The sequence below is a fragment of the Kribbella sp. NPDC054772 genome, assembly GCF_053611945.1.
Genome location: NZ_JBSHBJ010000018.1, coordinates 130,360 through 147,573, shown reverse-complemented (window position 1 = coordinate 147,573; position 17,214 = coordinate 130,360). Strand labels below are relative to the sequence as shown.

15 protein-coding genes are annotated in these 17,214 nt (G+C 69.1%); 9 read left to right on the top strand and 6 right to left on the bottom strand.

Annotated elements, in window-relative coordinates:
• Positions 1–60: 60 nt before the first annotated feature.
• Positions 61–1,560 (bottom strand): glutaminase A, encoded by a 1,500-nt coding sequence (gene glsA / locus ACWGID_RS25980; RefSeq protein ID WP_452200724.1) that lies wholly within the window; start codon positions 1,558–1,560, stop codon positions 61–63.
• A gap of 198 nt (positions 1,561–1,758) precedes the next feature.
• On the opposite strand from glsA, the gene ACWGID_RS25975 reads away from it, so the two are divergent.
• Positions 1,759–2,874 (top strand): L-talarate/galactarate dehydratase, encoded by a 1,116-nt coding sequence (locus tag ACWGID_RS25975; protein WP_452200722.1) that lies wholly within the window; start codon positions 1,759–1,761, stop codon positions 2,872–2,874.
• Entirely contained in the window at positions 2,859–3,557 is a 699-nt protein-coding gene (locus ACWGID_RS25970) for a FadR/GntR family transcriptional regulator (protein ID WP_452200720.1), read from the top strand. Before ACWGID_RS25975 ends, ACWGID_RS25970 begins: the two co-directional genes overlap by 16 nt.
• On the opposite strand, the gene ACWGID_RS25965 is transcribed toward ACWGID_RS25970, so the two are convergent.
• Genes ACWGID_RS25965 through ACWGID_RS25950 form a run of 4 tightly spaced genes read right to left on the bottom strand, consistent with a single transcriptional unit; the run spans position 3,532 to position 7,826 of the window.
• Positions 3,532–4,779 carry a glucarate dehydratase family protein gene (locus ACWGID_RS25965; RefSeq protein ID WP_452200718.1) on the bottom strand — a complete coding sequence of 416 codons (1,248 nt, stop codon included), beginning with the start codon at positions 4,777–4,779 and terminating at the stop codon, positions 3,532–3,534. The genes ACWGID_RS25970 and ACWGID_RS25965 overlap by 26 nt on opposite strands.
• Entirely contained in the window at positions 4,776–6,284 is a 1,509-nt protein-coding gene (locus tag ACWGID_RS25960) for a tripartite tricarboxylate transporter permease (RefSeq protein WP_452200716.1), read from the bottom strand. The genes ACWGID_RS25965 and ACWGID_RS25960 overlap by 4 nt, the downstream gene beginning before the upstream one ends.
• A 1-nt stretch (position 6,285) precedes the next feature.
• Positions 6,286–6,819 (bottom strand): tripartite tricarboxylate transporter TctB family protein, encoded by a 534-nt coding sequence (locus ACWGID_RS25955; RefSeq protein WP_452200714.1) that lies wholly within the window; start codon positions 6,817–6,819, stop codon positions 6,286–6,288.
• Complete coding sequence (locus ACWGID_RS25950) at positions 6,816–7,826, bottom strand: tripartite tricarboxylate transporter substrate binding protein (RefSeq protein WP_452200713.1); 1,011 nt, start codon at positions 7,824–7,826, stop codon at positions 6,816–6,818. Before ACWGID_RS25950 ends, ACWGID_RS25955 begins: the two co-directional genes overlap by 4 nt.
• Positions 7,827–7,927: 101 nt before the next feature.
• On the opposite strand from ACWGID_RS25950, the gene ACWGID_RS25945 reads away from it, so the two are divergent.
• The 7 genes from ACWGID_RS25945 (at position 7,928) to mmuM (ending at position 15,489) form a co-directional block, all read left to right on the top strand.
• Positions 7,928–8,806, top strand: a complete 879-nt coding sequence (locus tag ACWGID_RS25945; RefSeq protein ID WP_452200711.1) for a LysR substrate-binding domain-containing protein — start codon at positions 7,928–7,930, stop codon at positions 8,804–8,806.
• A gap of 52 nt (positions 8,807–8,858) precedes the next feature.
• Positions 8,859–9,773, top strand: coding sequence for a 5-dehydro-4-deoxyglucarate dehydratase (kdgD, locus tag ACWGID_RS25940; protein WP_452200709.1), 915 nt, complete (start codon positions 8,859–8,861; stop codon positions 9,771–9,773).
• Positions 9,770–11,104, top strand: a complete 1,335-nt coding sequence (locus ACWGID_RS25935) for an enolase C-terminal domain-like protein (protein ID WP_452200707.1) — start codon at positions 9,770–9,772, stop codon at positions 11,102–11,104. Before kdgD ends, ACWGID_RS25935 begins: the two co-directional genes overlap by 4 nt.
• 165 nt (positions 11,105–11,269) lie before the next feature.
• Entirely contained in the window at positions 11,270–12,094 is an 825-nt protein-coding gene (locus ACWGID_RS25930; RefSeq protein WP_452200705.1) for a M55 family metallopeptidase, read from the top strand.
• A 72-nt stretch (positions 12,095–12,166) separates the two neighbouring features.
• Positions 12,167–13,258: an esterase-like activity of phytase family protein gene (locus ACWGID_RS25925; protein WP_452200704.1), complete on the top strand. Its 1,092-nt coding sequence runs from the start codon at positions 12,167–12,169 to the stop codon at positions 13,256–13,258.
• Between the two features lie 292 nt (positions 13,259–13,550).
• Complete coding sequence (locus ACWGID_RS25920; RefSeq protein WP_452200702.1) at positions 13,551–14,477, top strand: FAD-dependent oxidoreductase; 927 nt, start codon at positions 13,551–13,553, stop codon at positions 14,475–14,477.
• Positions 14,461–15,489 carry a homocysteine S-methyltransferase gene (gene mmuM / locus ACWGID_RS25915; RefSeq protein ID WP_452200700.1) on the top strand — a complete coding sequence of 343 codons (1,029 nt, stop codon included), beginning with the start codon at positions 14,461–14,463 and terminating at the stop codon, positions 15,487–15,489. The genes ACWGID_RS25920 and mmuM overlap by 17 nt, the downstream gene beginning before the upstream one ends.
• Positions 15,490–15,789: 300 nt before the next feature.
• On the opposite strand, the gene pdxR is transcribed toward mmuM, so the two are convergent.
• Entirely contained in the window at positions 15,790–17,172 is a 1,383-nt protein-coding gene (gene pdxR / locus ACWGID_RS25910) for a MocR-like pyridoxine biosynthesis transcription factor PdxR (RefSeq protein WP_452200698.1), read from the bottom strand.
• Between the last annotated feature and the right edge of the window lie 42 nt (positions 17,173–17,214).

Here is a 17,214-nt window from a genome sequence, read left to right as displayed (position 1 = left end):
GCCCCGCGCCGCCCCGCCCCCCGGCCCCCGCCTGTGTGGGGCGGCCGGGGGGCTCCGCGATCAGATCTGGTGACCCGTCGGGGCACTGCTCCGAGCCACCTGCGCAGCGATGCGGTCGGCAGTGGAGCCGTCGTTAGCGGCGCCCTCGGTGGTGGTGCGGTCGGTGGCGGTTCGGTCGGTGGCGGTTCGGGTGCCGGGGCGGGAGACGCCGCTCAGTGCGTGGTGCGCGGCGCCGGCTGCCTCGGCCCGTCGGTCGGCGTTGTTCAGTCCGGCAGTGTTCAGTCCGGTGGTGTTCAGTCCGGTGGTGCGCTGGCGATCCGCGCCGAGGCCGCGGTACGGGTGCAGGCCGAAGTCGTTGACCAGTCGCTTGCACACCTCGACGCCGCGGACCGAGTTGCCGGCCGCGTCCAGGCGGGGCGAGAAGGTGACCACGGCCAGCCGCTTCGACGGCACCACCATCATCACGTTGCCGGACACCCCGCTCTTGGCCGGCAACCCGACCTGGTCGGAGAACGTCCCGGAGTCGTTGTACATCCCGCTGTGGCCCATCACCGACAGCACCCGCGCCGCGGTCTCGTGGGAGAAGACCCGCTCCCCGGAGTACGGCGCGACGCCGCCGTTCGCAAGCGTGGCGCCGGCGGCGGCCAGCCGTTGCGCGTCCACCTCCAGCGAACAGATCTGGAAGTAGAAGTCGGCCGTCCGGGCCGCGCCGTCCTCTCCCGGCTCCGCCTTCAGCATGTCCGCGGCCTTCATCAGGCTCGCCAGCCCGCGGTTCCCGTCACCGGTGGCCTTCTCGGCCAGGTACGTCTCCTGGTCGAAGCCCGGCGCCTGACCCATCATCCTGGTCCAGGTGTCGCGCACTGTACGGAACCGGTCGCTGGTCTGCTTGCCGTGGTCAACGAGTGCGAGGGTGGCCATCGCGCCGGCGTTGATCATCGGGTTGTGCGGCCTGCGGCCCTCGCCGAGGGACAGCCGGTAGTCGTTGAACGTCCCGCCGCTCTGCTCCTGGCCGACCCACTGGTGGACCTCGGTCGGCCCGAGTTCCTCGAGCGCCATCGCGTAGCTGAACGGTTTCGACGTCGACTGCACGCTGAACCCCAGGTCGGCGTCGCCGATCGAGAACGTCTGGCCGTCGGCCGTGCAGATCGCGATCCCGAACCGCTCCGGGTCGGCGTCGCGCAGCGTCGGGATGTAGTCGGCGACGTTGCCGTCCCGGTTCGGCAGCAGGTCGGCGTACGCCGCCTGGACGCCACGGGCGAACTCCTGGAACTCCTCCGGCGAGACGGCCAGATCGCCGGTCAGCGCCCGGCCCACCAGTCCGTCACCGTGGTTCACGATCTCGGCGAACTGATCCAGGTTGATCTGCACCGGCTGGCTGCCGATCCCGGCCAGGCGGTCGCCGGGGTCGACAACACTCGCCAGCGCGGCTCGCACGCGCGGGTCGGTCGGCTGGATCCCGGTCTGTCCGAGCCGGCTGAGTAGCTCCCAGGTCCAGATGCGGGAGTCGCCGTCCGTGTCGATCGTCCCGAACGCCTGGAGCTGCTGCTCCGACAGGTCCATGACTGCTTCCTTCCCCAGATGACGGCGCCTGTGGCGGCAGGCCGGCGCACGACCACGCTGTCGGCGGGGCAGCAGCCTCCCGGCCGAGTGTTTCCGGAATGGTCACCTGGTGTTACAGAAACGTCAAAACTTTTGCCCTGTCAGACCACTTGCCGGACCTGTTGTCAGACAAGTTCTCTACTTGTACGATCACTCGCCATGGACCGCATCCGCCACGTGCAGCTCTCCTCCGTCGTCCTCCCGCTCGAGCAGCCGATCAGTGACGCCAAGGTGCTGACCGGCCGCCAGCGCCCGATGACCGAGATCGTCTTCCTGTTCGCGGAGATCGCGACCGAGCAGGACCAGCACGGCATCGGGTTCAGCTACTCCAAACGAGCCGGCGGACCGGCGCAGTACGCGCATGCCAAGGAGGTCGCGGCGAACCTGATCGGCGAGGACCCGTCCGACATCGCGAAGGTGTACGACAAGTTGCTCTGGGCCGGCGCCTCGGTGGGCCGGTCGGGTGTCGCGACCCAGGCGATCGCGGCGATCGACATCGCGCTGTGGGACCTGAAGGCGAAGCGGGCCGACCTCCCGCTGGCGAAGCTACTCGGCGCGCACCGGGACTCGGTCCGCGCCTACAACACATCCGGCGGCTTCCTGCACGCACCGATCGAGGAGGTCAAGGAACGCGCCTCGAAGTCGCTGGCCGACGGCATCGGCGGTATCAAGATCAAGGTCGGCCAGCCCGACACGCGGATCGATCTGGACCGGGTCCGCGCGGTGCGGGAACACCTCGGGGACGACGTACCGCTGATGGTGGACGCGAACCAGCAGTGGGACCGGCCGACGGCGTTGCGGATCGGGCGGGTGCTGGAGCAGTTCGATCTGGTGTGGATCGAGGAGCCGCTGGACGCGTACGACGCGGAGGGACACGCGCAGCTCGCGGCGGCGCTCGATACGCCGATCGCGACCGGCGAGATGCTGTCGAGTGTCGGCGAGCACGTGCGGCTGATCGAGGCCCGGGCCGCCGACATCATCCAGCCCGACGCGCCGCGGATCGGTGGCATCACCCCGTTCCTCAGGCTCGCGACGCTGGCCGACCACAACGGTCTCCAGCTCGCGCCGCACTTCGCGATGGAGATCCACCTGCACCTCGCGGCGGCGTACCCGCGGGAGCCGTGGGTCGAGCACTTCGAATGGCTGAACCCCTTGTTCAACGAGCGGTTGGAGACCGTCGACGGGCGGATGCTGGTGCCGGACCGGCCGGGTCTCGGGTTCACCACCAGCGAGCAGTGCGCGCGCTGGACCGTCGACAAGTGCGAGTTCCGGTGAGCGGTCTGGCCCAGCAGATCGTCGAGGACCTGAAGCAGCGGATCCTCGGCGGGCAGATCGCGCCGGGCGCGAAACTCCCGGGTGAGAACAGCCTGGTCGAGGAGTTCGGCGTCAGCCGGACCGTCGTCCGCGAGGCCGTCTCGCGGCTGCAGGCGGCCGGTCTGGTGGAGACCTTCCAGGGCCGCGGTTCGTTCGTCCTCGAGGTCCCGGACCGTACGCCGGGACTGCGCGCGGTCCGCTCGCACCAGGACGTGCTCGATCTGATGGACTTCCGGGTCGGCGTCGAGAGCGAGGCGGCCGGGCTGGCCGCGAGCCGGCGTACCGATCATCAGCTGAAGGCGATCGAGCGGGCGCTCGACGGTTTCCGGCAGGTCGGTGACGACCCGAGCCGGTCAGTCGAGGCGGACTTCGCGTTCCACCTCAAGGTCGCCGTTGCTTCCGGCAACCGGTTCTACAGCGACCTGATCGGCGAGCTCGGGCCGATGATGATCATGCTGCCTCGCACGCAACTCGACCCGGCGTACGAGATGTCCGACCCGGACCACCTGACCCGGGTGATCCACGAGCACGAGAACATCCACGCCGCAATCGAGCGCGCCGACCCCGAGACGGCCCGGGCGGCGGCGCGGGTGCACCTGGCGAACACCCGCCACCGCCTCACCAGCGGGCGGTATTCGGGCTGAACCCCGGATCGACCGTCCGCATGTACGCCGTGTCGTCGCGCTTGCGGAGCCCGGACGCCAGGTACTGCTCGTGCAAGGCCCCGACCGCGTCCTCGTCCAGCTCGATCCCGAGCCCGGGCCCGGTCGGCACGCGCACGCTCCCGGAGTCGAAGGAGAGTACGCCGGGTTTGATCACGTCCTCGGTCTTCCAGGGGTAGTGGGTGTCGCACGCGTAGGTCAGGTTCGGTGTCGCGGCGGCCAGATGGGTCATCGCCGCCAGGCTGATCCCGAGATGCGAGTTCGAGTGCATCGACAGCCCCATCCCGAACGTGTCGCAGATCCCGGCCAGCAACTGGGACCGCCGCAGTCCGCCCCAGTAGTGGTGATCCGAGAGCACCACCTGGACGGCGTCCGCGAGCACCGACGGCTTGAGGTGCGAGAACGCGATCACGCACATGTTCGTCGCCAACGGGATCTCGGTCTGCCGCGCGACGGCCGCCATCCCCTCGATCCCGGGCGTCGGGTCCTCGAGGTACTCGAGTACTCCGTCGAGCTCCCGCGCGACCCGTACCGAGGTGTCGACGGTCCAGGCGCAGTTCGGGTCGATCCGCAGCTGGTGCTCGGGGAACGCGTCGGCGAGCGCACGGACTGCCTCGGCCTCCTGGTCCGGAGCGAACACGCCGCCCTTGAGCTTGATCGCGGTGAAGCCGTACTCGTCGACCATCTTCCGGGCCTGCCGCACGATGCCTTCCGGATCGAGCGCCTCGCCCCACTCGTCCGCGTCGTTACCCGGGTGCGCGGCCCACTTGTAGAACAGGTACGCGCTGAACGGCACCTCGTCCCGCACCGCGCCGCCGAGCAGGTCCGCCACCGGGCGGTCGAGTAGTTTGCCCTGGAGATCGAGCAGCGCGACCTCGAACGGCGACAGCACCACGTCGGCGGGATCCTGCAGGTTCAGCATCCCGCCGACCTGAGCGCCACCGGACGTCAGTACGTCGCGGACGCGCTGGCGTAATCCGTTGAGGTTGAAGACGTCGAGCCCGGGCAACACGTCGGCGACCGCCCGCAATCGCTCCAGGTGGTCGTCCGCGGCGTACGTCTCCCCCAGCCCGACCAGCCCGTCGTCGGTCCACACCCGCACGATCGTCCGCAGCGCGAACGGTTCGTGGACGCCGACGACGTTGAGCAGTGGCTGATCGGCGAAGGCCACTGGGGTCAGGTCGATGCTGGAGATGCCCGTCATACGAGTTCCTTCTGTCGGTTGAGCTGCCGTCGCTTGAGTTGCCGCCGAACCGCAGGCAGCGCGAGGACGACGACCAGCGCCGCCAGCACCGTGCCGGAGATCGGGCGGGTGAAGAAGCCGGCCGGGTTGCCACCGAAGATCAGCAACGACTGCCGTACGGCGGTCTCCATCACGCTACCCAGGACAAAAGCGAGCACCAGCGGTCCCGGCTCGAAACCGAACTTCTTCATCAGGTACCCGAGCACACCGAACGCGATCACCAGGAAGATGTCGAAGACCTGGTTCGCCACGGTGTAGACGCCGAGCAGCGTGATCAGCACCGTGATCGGCGCCAGCACCGCAGGCCGCACCTTGAGGATCTTCACGAACAGCCCGACCAGCGGGATGCTCATGATCAGCAGCAGGATGTTGCCGAGGTACATCGAGTTGACGACACCCCAGAACAGGTCCGGATGTTCCGACACCAGCTGCGGCCCCGGCGGGATGCCCTGGATCAGCAGCGCGCCGAACATCAACGCCATCGTCGCGTTCGCTGGTATACCAAGCGTCAGCAGTGGGATGAACGACGAGGTGGCCGCCGCGTTGTTCGCCGTCTCCGGCGCCGCCACCCCCTCGACCGCGCCACGGCCGAAGCGCTCCGGCTGCTTCGCCCGCCGCTTCTCCACCGCGTACGCGACCAGCGAGGACAGGGTCGCGCCACCACCGGGCAGGACGCCGAGCACGAACCCGATCACCGAACCGCGCCCGATCGCACCGCGGGACTGCCGCAGATCGGCCCGCGACGGCCAGGCGTTCGCGACCGCGACCGGCTGCTGCTGTTTGGTATGCCGTTCTTCCAGGTTGTAGAGGATCTCGCCGAGCCCGAACAGCCCCATCGCGATCGGCACGAAGTCGATGCCGTCGGCAAGGTTCAGGCTGTCGAAGGTGAACCGGCTGGCTCCCGTGAACGTGTCCCGGCCGACCGTGGCGAGCAGCAATCCGAGCCCCGCCGCGATCACCGCCTTCGTCCGACCACCGTTCCCCACGGTCGCCACCAGCAGTACGCCGAACAACGACAGCGCGGCGTACTCCGGTGGACCGAAGTCGAGCGCCACCTTCGCGACCAGCGGGGCGAGCAGCGTCAGCCCGATGATCGACACCGTGCCGCCGATGAACGAGCCGATCGCCGCGACGCCGAGCGCCGTACCGGCTCGTCCTTGTTTGGCGAGTGCGAAGCCGTCGAAGACCGTGACCACCGAAGACGCCTCGCCGGGGAGGCGGAGCAGGACGGACGTGATGGTCCCGCCGTACTGGGCGCCGTAGAAGATGCCGGCCAGCATGATGATCGCGGACACCGGCTCGACGCCGTACGTGATCGGCAGCAGGATCGCGATCGTCGCGGCCGGGCCTAGGCCGGGCAGTACGCCGATCAGCATGCCGATCACGACGCCGATCAGGCAGTACAACAGGTTCATCGGCTCGAGAACGACGCCGAAACCGTCGATCACTGGGCTGAGAAAGTTCATGTCAGATCAGCCTCGGCAGTGGGATCTGGAGGAGCAGCACGAAGAGCACGTAGAAGGCCGCCACCGTGCCGACGCTGATCGCGACGGACGACACCCACGACTCCTTACCGAGGAATCGCAGCCACACGAACGCCAGCAGCAGCGACGGGATCTCGAACCCGATCACCGGCAACAAGGCCGCGAAGACGACCAGCGACGCGACGGCGACCGCCGTCAGCACGCTCGACCGCGAGAACTGCTCCGTGTCCGTCCCGTGCCGGCCGACCATCGCGAGCACGACGGCCAGCACCGTGACGACGACACTGATCACGAACGGCCACAGCCCCGGCCCCGGCTGGGTCAACCGCCCGAGCCCGAGCGCGAGCGACCCGACCAGTCCCCCGATACCGATCAGACCGGCCACGACCGCGGCCCCGAGCTGGGACCACGGCCCCGCGTGCGGCGGCCGCTCTTCGGCCAGCTCCGCAAGCAGCGTCTCCTGGTCGCCGGCAGCACTCGCTTGTCCGGCAGCACGCAGTTCTTCGGCCGCACTCACTTCTTCGCCGCCAGCGAGATCCCGAACTGGTCCAGCTGCGCCTTGTATTTCGTCGCGTACCCGTCGAGGATCTTCCGCACCTCGTCCGGCGACACCTCGATCGGCGTCAGGCAGTGCGCGTCGTTGAATTTCTTGTAGGTGTCGGTCGCGTACGTCTTCTTCGCCGCGTCGGCGAGCTTCGTCTTCACATCGTCCGGCGTCCCTTTCGGTGCCGTCAGGAAGCGGTACTGCGAGACCACCACGTCGTACCCCTGCTCCTTGGCGGTCGGCACGTCGGGCAGGAACTTGATCCGCTCGGCCGAGAACACCGCCAGCGGGACGACCTTGCGCGCCTTCACCTGCTCGATCCCGTCACCGACCTGGATCGTTGCCACGTCGACCTGACTCCCGAGCAGCGCGGTCAGCGCCGGAGCACCACCGTCGAACGGTACGTCGGTCGCTGGTATACCAGCCTGTTTGAACGTCAGCGCCGACGCCAACTGCGCGCCGGTCCCGACACCGGTGGTGCCGTACTTGACGTTCTTGCCCGCCTTCTTCAGATCGGCGATCGACTTGTAGCCCGAACCGACCGGGGCGATCAGCACGTAGTCGTCCTGTGAGATCCCGCCGAGCAGGTCGAAGTCGTCGAGCTTCACCACTTCGTTCGCGGAGACGGCGAGCGGTGTGATCGTGAACAGCGACGCGTTCTGCACCGCGATCTTGTAGCCGTCGGGCTTGGCGGACTGGAGTTCCTTGGCGTTCAGCGCGCCGTTCGCCCCGGGTTTGTTGACCACCGGCACCGAGACGCCGAGGTCCTTGCCGACGCCTTCCGCGATCGCGCGGGTGATCAGGTCGGTACTGCCGCCGGGCGACGCGCCGACGCTCATCTGGATGTTGCCGGTCGGGTAGTCGCCCTTGCCGCCGGTGGAGGTCGTCTTGACCCCACCGCAGCCGGCCAGCAGAACGGATGCAGAGACCGCGCTGACCGCCATCACCAGGACGCGGCGGTCGGGCTTGCCTAACAGCATGGAACTCCTCCTCTACGCAGAGTGGGATTGCGTGAGCGTAGGAAGCGGCGATCATGCGTGTCCAAGGCCGATAAGGCATCGAGTGATACCTTTCGGGAATCATGTTTTCGCTCGACCAGCTGAGCGCGTTCGTCGCCGTCGCCGAGGAACTGCACTTCGGCCGCGCCGCCGATCGGCTGAACATGACCCAGCCGCCGCTGAGCCGCCAGGTGCAGAAACTCGAACGCGCCGTCGGTGCCCGGCTACTCGAACGCGACAACCGCAAGGTCGAGCTGACCGAGGCCGGGCAGGCGTTCCTCACCGAGGCCCGGCGATTGCTCGCCCTCGTCGAGACCGCGGGCGATCTCGCCCGCCGGGTCGACCAAGGTGCGGCCGGGACGCTGCGGCTCGGGTTCACCGCGACCTCCGCGATCCGTACTCTCGGCCCGCTGCTGCGCCGGATGTCGGAGGAACTGCCGGACGTCGACGTGATCCTGCACGAACGGGTCACGCCGGCGCAGATCGACGGCCTGCTGCGCGGTGAGCTCGATCTCGGGCTCGGGCGGCCGCCGTTCGACTCCGACGTACTGGACTCCCGGATCGTGTTCCGGGAGCCGTTGTGTGCCGTTGTCCCCGGCAACCATCGGCTCGCGGCGCTCGGCCGGCCGTTACGGGCGGCCGACTTCGCCGGCGAGCAGGTGATCAGCTACTCGCCGACCCAGGCCCGGTACTTCCACGAGCTGACCGTCCGGTTCCTCGCCGCGTCGCATCCGCGGATCGAGCAGCGGGTCCAGCAGATCCTCACCGTGATCCTGCTGGTCGCGGCCGGTCGCGGGGTTGCGCTGGTCCCCGCCGCGGCGCGCGGTCTGGGCGTCGAGGGCGTCACGTACTGCGACCTGGACGGCGTCGGCGAACCGGTCGAGCTGCATGCGATCTGGCGGCGGGACGCGACCAGCCCGGTCCTGCAGCGCGTGCTCACGATGCTCCCAGAGCATCACTAGATCCAAAAACGATCTTGGACAGGTATCCACGAGTCTTCCTACGCTGAGTCGCGTGACCCATTACTCCCCCACCGAACTCGCCGCGCAGCTGAAGACCGGGCTGCTCTCGTTCCCCGTGACGCATTTCCACCCGGACCTGAGCTTCCACGAGGCCGGGTACCGCGAGCACCTGTCCTGGCTGAGCCAGTACGACGTCGCGGGGCTGTTCGCCGCGGGCGGGACCGGCGAGGGCTTCTCGCTGACGCCGGCCGAGATCGACACCGTCGTCCGCACCGCCGTCTCGGAGGTGAACGGGCGCGTCCCGGTGATCGCGCCGGCGACCGGCGGGACCGCGTCGGCGATCGCGGGCGCGCAGGCAGCCGAGGCGGCCGGTGCGGACGGGATCCTGCTGCTGCCGCCGTACCTGACGGAGGCCGGGCAGGCCGGTCTGGTCGAGCACGTGTCGGCGGTCTGCCGGAGCACGAGCCTCGGCGTGACGGTCTACAGCCGGGCGAACGCGATCCTGAACGACGTGTCGGTCGCCGAGCTCGCTGACCGGAACCCGAACCTGGTCTGCCTGAAGGACGGCGTCGGCAACGTCGAGATGATGACGCGGACCTACGCCCGGGTCGGCGAGCGGCTCACGTACATCGGTGGGCTGCCGACGGCCGAGACGTTCGCGCTGCCGCTGCTGCAGCTCGGGTACAGCACCTATTCGTCGGCGATCTTCAACTTCGTCCCCGAGTTCGCGCTCGGCTTCTACGCCGACGTCCGCGCGCAGGACCGAGCGGCGGTATACCAAAAGCTGAACGAGTTCGTGCTGCCGTACCTCGACATCCGCGACAAGACCAAGGGGTACGCCGTTTCGATCGTCAAGGCCGGCGTCAACGTGATCGGACGCTCCGCCGGGCCGGTCCGCCCGCCCCTGCAGGACCTGACCGCGGACGAGGTCGCACAGCTGACCGAGCTGATCGGGAAGGTCAAGTGACAACGCCACACACGACACCGACCGTCACCTCGGTCGAGATCGTGCCCGTCGCCGGGTACGACAGCATGCTGCTCAACCTGAGTGGCGCGCACGGGCCGTTCTTCACCCGCAACGTCGTGATCGTCACCGACAGCTCGGGCAACACCGGACTCGGCGAGGTCCCGGGCGGCGAGAAGATCGCGACCACGCTCCGCGAAGCCGGCGCCTCGCTGATCGGCGAGCCGTTGTCGCGGTACCGCCAGCTGCTCCGCGCGATCTCGTCCACGTTCGCGGACCGCGACGCGGGCGGCCGCGGGATGCAGACCTTCGACCTGCGGACGACGGTGCACGCAGTGACCGGGCTCGAGTCGGCGTTGCTCGATCTGCTCGGCCAGTACCTCGGGGTTCCTGTCGCGGAGTTGCTCGGCGAGGGGCAGCAGCGTGCCGCCGTACCTGTGCTCGGGTATCTGTTCTATGTCGGCGACACCGCGCGCACCGACCTGCCGTACTCGACGGACGCCGGTGAGGATCGGTGGACGCAGCTGCGGCGCGAGCCGGCGCTGAGCGCCGAGGCTGTGGTGGCGTTGGCCGAGGCGGCGCAGGAGCGGTACGGGTTCGCGGACTTCAAGCTCAAGGGCGGCGTCTTCGATCCCCACGTGGAGATCGACGCGGTACGGGCGTTGCACGAGCGGTTCCCGTCGGCGCGCATCACGGTCGATCCGAACGGCGCGTGGCTGGTTCGCGAAGCCGTCGCGGTCTGCTCGGGGCTGGACGACGTACTGGCGTATGTCGAGGACCCGTGCGGTGCCGAGCCCGGGTTCTCCGGCCGGGAGACGATGGCCGAGTTCAAACGGCAGACCGGGCTGCGGACGGCGACCAACATGATCGCGACCGACTGGCGCGAGCTGGCGCACGCGGTCCGGACCGACGCGGTCGACATCCCGCTCGCCGACCCGCACTTCTGGACGATGGCCGGATCGGTCCGGGTCGCGCAGCTGTGCGACGACTTCGGGCTGACCTGGGGCTCGCACTCGAACAACCACTTCGACATCTCGCTGGCGATGTTCACCCAGGTCGGCGCGGCGGCGCCCGGCGAGATCACCGCGCTCGACACGCACTGGATCTGGCAGGACGGACAGGCGCTGACGAAAGAACCGCTACGGATCACCGGCGGCGAGATCGCCGTACCGGCGCGTCCCGGTCTCGGCGTCGAGCTCGACCGCGACGCACTCGACGCCGCGCACGAGCTGTACCTGAAGCACGGTCTCGGCGCGCGGAACGACGCGATCGCGATGCAGTACCTGATCGAGGACTGGGCCTTCGACCCGAAACGGCCTTGTATGGTGCGGTGAGTGTCCCTTGAGCGCTGTAGCTTGAACGATAGCGGTGTTCAGGTGCGTGCATCGTGGTGCTTGGTCAGTGGCCTCGATGCGGAGCATCGTGGGCGCTGGCGAAGTGCCGCGAGGTGCGTGCCTGGGCGCCGATAGCGTCAAGCTACAGCGCTCAAGGGGCACTACATGAAGGTCTACTTGTCTACTGACATGGAGGGTACGGCGGGGGTCGTCGACTGGAGTCAGGCGCGCGGACCTGCCACGGAGTACGAGTATTACCGCGGTCAGTTGCAGGCGGAGGTGAACGCCGCGATCGACGGCGCGCTGGCGGCCGGCGGGACCGAGTTCCTGGTGAACGACTCGCACTCGACGATGCAGAACCTGCGCCCGGACGCGCTCGCGGGCAGCGCGAGTTACCTGTCCGGCAAGCACAAGCCGCTGTACATGATGCAGGGCCTGGACGACTCCTTCGACGCGGTCTTCTTCATCTCGTACCACGGGTCCGCCGGGGCGACGGGATCCGTGCTGCACCACACGTACAACCCGCGCGCGATCGCCGAAGTACGGCTGAACGGCGCGATCACTGGTGAGGCCGGCATCAATGCCTTGGTGGCGCTCGCGCATCAAGTGCCCGTCGTGCTGATCTCGGGCGACCGGGTGACGATCGACGAGGCGCAGCCGTTCTGCCCGGAGATCGAGTCGGTCGTGGTCAAGGACTCGATCTCGCACAACGCGGCGCTGTCGGTGCATCCCGAGCGGGCCCGCGAGTTGATCCACGACGGCGCCCGGCGCGCGCTCGCCCGGTTGAGCGACATCCGGGTCCCGAGCATCACGCTGCCGGCCGAGCTGACCGTCCGGTTCCACAGTCGCGCGTACGCGGAACTGGCCGCTGAGCTCCGCGGCGTCGAACGGCGCGAGGACAAAGTCGTTGCCCTGCGCAATGACGACCCGCTGCAGCTGTACCGGACCTTCATCGCGATGGTGTTCCTGAGCCGCGGAGTCCTGGAGTAACCGGGCGTTCAGCTGCTGTTGTGCACGATAGGTTTTGATCCCAGGTGTCGTCTCTCCCCTAGGAGCCTGGGTATGCGTTGGCAGAAGCCGCTGGCCGCAGCAGTTGTCCTGACCGCTCTCACCACCTCGCTGACCGCATCGGCAACCAGTACCAGTAGTCGTAGTGGCGGTGCCTGCTCGCCGGACGTGACGTTCCTCGGCTTCAGTGACGCGCTGGACAAGACCACGTTCGACGGGCAGCCGGTGGCCGGGCTGTCGGCGATGAACCTGACCGGGCCGCACAGTGCGGTCGCGCTGGTGGACAACGTCGGGACCACGCCGGCCCGGGTGTTCGACCTGAAGGTGAACAGCAAGCCCACCTCGGTCGCCGTCGACGGGATGACGATCCTCAAGCGGCCCGACGGTACGCCGTACACCGGTGGCGACTTCGACGGCGAAGGACTCGTCGTCGAGCGTGGGAACCGCACGATCCTGGCCACCTCGGAGCGGGAGCCGTCGATCCGGCGCTTCCGGCTCTCGGACGGTCTGCAGATCGGCGAACTGCCGGTCCCCGCGCGGTTCCAGGTCGCGCCGGCCGGCGAGGCGACGAACAACGCGACCTTCGAGTCGCTGGCCACCAGCCGCGACGGCCTCTCGCTGTACGCCGGGATGGAGGGCCCGCTCGCCTCGGACGGGACCGACGCGAACAACCGCACCCGGAACCGCATCATCCGGTACTTCGGTCTTCCCGGCCACGAGTACCGGCCGGTCGCGCAGTACGCGTACAAGCCGGACCCTGGGCTCGCGCTCGACGACCTCGGGTGGGTGAGCCCGACGGAGCTCATCTCGATGGAGCGGACGTTCACCCCTGGTGTCGGGAACACGATCCGGGTGTTCACAGTCTCGCTGCGCCGGGCGACCGACGTGACCAAGGTTGCGTCACTCGCGGATGCACCGGAATCGGTGTTCCTGCAGAAGAAGTTGCTGTTCGACCTGGTGAACTGCCCGCCGTCCGGTGCGGTCGCGAAGCAGCCGCAGCCGAATCCGTTGCTGGACAACGTCGAGGCGCTCGCACTCGGCGGCTACCTGCCGGGCGGACGACGCCAGCTGTACCTGATGTCGGACGACAACAACGGCGCCACGCAGATCACCCGCTTCTACTCCCTCGCCGTCAACCTGCACTGACCGGATCCCTCGCGATCAACGTGCCTTGAGTTGTCACGAACCGCCAGGCCATCACAATCCGCCCCACAGCCACCCGCCAAGCGCGGGCCTGGCCCATACCCGCCGATTGTGATGGCCTGGGCGTCCGCACCCCCATCACTCACCAAGCAGCGCGGCGCTGGCATCGGCACGCTCAGCTGTCGTCGGCGAGCGGTCGTTCGGCGGGTTTGGTGAGTGGTGCAGGTCCGGTGGATCGGGTCGCGGCGAGCAGGAGGCGGTGGCGTGATTGCCGTCGACGCGTAACAATCTGTGAATGCGCGTGATCGTGGTGGGTGCGGGCGTGATCGGGCTGAGCTGTGCCATCCGGCTCGCCGAGAGCGGGTACGACGTGGCGGTGTTCGCCCGCGACCTGCCGTTGGAGACGACGTCGTCGGTGGCCGCCGCACTCTGGTACCCGTACCTGTCGGCGCCCGAGGACCGGGTGGCCGGCTGGTCGCGGACGACGTACGAGGAGCTCGCGAAGCTGGCGGAGGTCGAGCCTTCCGTGCTGATGAGGCGCGGGCGTGAGTTCCTGGTGGAGCCGACGCCGGATCCGCGGTGGGCCGACGTACTGCCGGATCTCACCCGGGTGGCGTCGCAGCCGGAGGGGTTCGTCGACGGGTGGTCGTTCACGGCGCCGGTGATCGACATGCCGGCGTACCTGCCGGCGCTGGTGAAACGGCTCGAGGCGGCGGGTGGGACCTTGACGCGTGCTGCGTTGTCCGCGCTGCCGACCGAGGCCGATCTGGTGGTGAACTGCGCTGGGCTGGGCGCGCGGTTGACGGCGAGCGACCCGACCGTGACGCCGGTCCGTGGTCAGGTGCTGACCGTCGAGCCGTGCGGGCTGACCGAGTGGCTGCTCGCGGACCGGGCGCCGGACGAGTTGACCTACGTGATCCCGCGGCAGAAGGACGTGGTCGTTGGTGGCACCAGCCAACCGGGTGACTGGAACCTGACCGTCGACCCGAAGACCACCGAGGCGATCCTGGAGCGGGCGGCGGAGCTGGTTCCGCAGCTGCGCTCGGCGAAGATCATCCGGCAGCGCGTCGGTCTCCGCCCGGCGCGACCGGCGATCCGCTGCGAGCTCGTCCGGACCCGAACCGGTGAGCCCGTCATCCACTGCTACGGTCACGGCGGCTCGGGCGTCACCCTGTCCTGGGGCTGCGCGGACGAGGTCCTCGAACTTGTCCGCAGCGTCTGACCCCCTGGTCGTCCTGGACGGCGGTCTGTCGAACGCCCTGGAGGACCGCGGCCACGACCTGTCCGATGCACTGTGGTCGGCACGCCTGCTGCGCGATAACCCGGCCGAGATCGCGGCGGTGCATCGTGCGTACTACGAAGCAGGCGCGATGGTCGCCACCACCGCCAGCTACCAGGCCAGCGTGGCCGGCTTCGCACGAGCCGGCGTCGACCGAGCCGAGGCCGAGCGCCTGATCGCCAGCAGCGTCCAAATCGCCCGCGAGGTCCGCGACGAGCTCGAAGCCCGCCCGAGCGGTACCGTCGGGTCAGACGCCCGGTCGGACGGCACCGTCGAGTTCGACGCCCGCTCGGTCCGCACCGTCGAGCCCGACCCCCGGCCGAGCGACACCGAAGGGCTCGACGCGCGCGCAAGCGGCCGCGTTGGCGCGGCCGCTTCGCGTCGGTTGGTTGCTGCCTCGGTTGGTCCGTACGGCGCGATGCTCGCGGACGGCTCGGAGTATCGCGGGAACTACGGCGTCCCCACGTCTGTCCTCCGCGACTTCCATGGCCCGCGCCTCGAACTGCTCGCCGGCGCCGGACCCGACCTGCTCGCCATCGAAACCATCCCCGACACCGTGGAGGCCGAGGTCCTGGTGAAGCTCCTCGCCGAGCTCGACGTCCGCGCCTGGTTCTCGTACTCCGTCGAAGGTCTGCACACCCGCGCCGGCCAACCTCTCGCCGACGCCTTCGCCATCCCCGACATCGACCAGGTGATTGCCGTCGGCATCAACTGCTGCAAACCCGCGGATGTGCAGGCCGCGGTGGAGACCGCCGTGGCAGTCACGGGCAAGCCGGCGATCGCCTATCCCAACCGCGGCGAGGCGTGGGACGCGGTCCGGCGGGCGTGGGTCGGAGACGGTGCCGGGCCGGTGCGGTTCGCCCCCGAGTGGCGTGCGGCTGGAGCGACGTACATTGGCGGTTGTTGCCGGGTCGGGCCGGCGGACATTCGTGCTCTGGCGGTCGCCGTCGCGTAGCTGCGCGCCCTGTTCTTCCTGCTTGAGTCTATCCGGAGTGGCTGATGTGTGGCCTGACTTATCCACAGGCGGGGCAATGACGCGGCATCCGTAGTCTTTCACCTTCGGCGCGCTGGACGAGGTCGTCGTGGCTTTTGGGAAAGAAATGGTCGTATGGCGGCCATTTGTTTCCCCGAAGCACGGCGGGCGGCTGGGCGCGCGAGGCGGGGGCGCGCCAGGTGGGGGCGCGCCAGGCGGGTCGCGCCGCTAGGGCGAGGGCGCGCGGCTGGGGTGCGAGTCGGCGAGTGGGACATCCGTGCGCTATACGCCCAGGACCTGGCAGAGGAGGTCTAGGGCGCCGGGGTAGGCGTGGTCGGGTGGGGTGCCGTAGCCGACGATGACTGCTTGGCGGGTGGCTGGGGTGGGGTTGAAGTGGTACGTCGTGAGCGTGGCGAGGCCGAGGCCTTGTCGGGCGGCGCGGGCGACGATGTCGTCGGCGTCACCAGGCACATCGAGGAGCACGTGCAGACCGGCGGAGATGCCGGCCACCTCGACGGTCGGGGCCCGGACCGCGAGGAGTTCGACGAGGCGGTCGCGGCGCCGGCGGTAGTGCAGGCGGGAACGCCGGACATGCCGGTCGTAGTGGCCGGAGGCAATGAACTCGGCGAGGACCAGTTGTTCCAAGGTGGCTGTCTGGAAGTCCGCGGTGCGCTTAGCGGCGACGACTGGTTCGATCAGTTGTTGCGGGAGGACCATCCACGCGAGGCGCAGGCCCGGCGCGAGGCTCTTGCTCGCCGTACCGGTGTAGACGACCCGCTCCGGATCGAGTGCCTGCAACGCACCGACCGCCTGTCGGTCGTACCGGAACTCGCCGTCGTAGTCGTCCTCGATCAACACGGCCCCCGACTCCCGCGCCCACTCGACAGCAGCGGTACGCCGCTCCGGCGCCAACGGCACGCCCGTCGGCATCTGGTGTGCCGGTGTCAGCAGTACGCCCTGCCCGGTCAGCCGCGATGTCTGCGCTCCGAGCTCGTCCACCGGTACGGCGACCGCCTCCAGCCCGCGCGCCCGGATCACGTCGCGATGCAGCCCGTACCCGAACTCCTCGACCGCCATCGTCGTACCGCCGAGGTTCTTGATCGCTTCGCTGAGCAGACTCAGCGCCTGCACGTACCCGGAGCAGATCAGGATGCGCTCCGGATCCGCCCGCACCCCGCGCGCCCGGGCCAGGTAGTCCGCGAGCATCCGGCGCAGCTCGATCCGGCCGCGCGGATCGCCGAGCCCGAACGCCTCGTTCGGCGCCACGGTCAGCGCCTTCCGCGCCGCCGCCAGCCACTCCGTCCGCGGGAACGTCGCGACATCCGGTGCCCCCGGCGTCAGGTCGTACCGGAAACTGCGGGCCTCCGGCAACGCAACGGACGGCGCCGGCGGTACGGCGGCCCGGTTCGCCACCACCGTCCCGGATCCCTGCCGCGCCGTCAGCCAGCCCTCGGCGACCAGCTGCCCGTAGGCGTCCGCGACCGTGTTCCGGGCGATGCCGAGGTCTTTCGCCAGCGACCGCGACGACGGCAACCGGGTCCCGGCCGGCAGCCGACCGGTCCGGATCGACGTGTGTAGCGCCTGCACCAGGTCGCCGCGCCCGCGGGTCGCGCCGAGCTCCAGGTGCAGGTCCGCGCCCGCGGAATTGGCCCCTCGATCCTCCATGGAAGTGGACCATACACCTGGGCCGATTCCCGCCTAACTTAG

Excerpts from the sequence above, each read along its gene's own strand:
- ACWGID_RS25975 (WP_452200722.1), top strand. The coding sequence starts at position 1,759 with ATGGACCGCATCCGCCACGTGCAGCTCTCCTCCGTCGTCCTCCCGCTC.
- ACWGID_RS25945 (WP_452200711.1), top strand. The coding sequence starts at position 7,928 with ATGTTTTCGCTCGACCAGCTGAGCGCGTTCGTCGCCGTCGCCGAGGAA.
- ACWGID_RS25925 (WP_452200704.1), top strand. The coding sequence starts at position 12,167 with ATGCGTTGGCAGAAGCCGCTGGCCGCAGCAGTTGTCCTGACCGCTCTC.
- ACWGID_RS25920 (WP_452200702.1), top strand. The coding sequence starts at position 13,551 with ATGCGCGTGATCGTGGTGGGTGCGGGCGTGATCGGGCTGAGCTGTGCC.
- ACWGID_RS25965 (WP_452200718.1), bottom strand. The coding sequence starts at position 4,779 with ATGACGGGCATCTCCAGCATCGACCTGACCCCAGTGGCCTTCGCCGAT.
- pdxR (WP_452200698.1), bottom strand. The coding sequence starts at position 17,172 with ATGGAGGATCGAGGGGCCAATTCCGCGGGCGCGGACCTGCACCTGGAG.
- ACWGID_RS25950 (WP_452200713.1), bottom strand. The coding sequence starts at position 7,826 with ATGCTGTTAGGCAAGCCCGACCGCCGCGTCCTGGTGATGGCGGTCAGC.
- ACWGID_RS25960 (WP_452200716.1), bottom strand. The coding sequence starts at position 6,284 with ATGAACTTTCTCAGCCCAGTGATCGACGGTTTCGGCGTCGTTCTCGAG.
- ACWGID_RS25930 (WP_452200705.1), top strand. The coding sequence starts at position 11,270 with ATGAAGGTCTACTTGTCTACTGACATGGAGGGTACGGCGGGGGTCGTC.
- glsA (WP_452200724.1), bottom strand. The coding sequence starts at position 1,560 with ATGGACCTGTCGGAGCAGCAGCTCCAGGCGTTCGGGACGATCGACACG.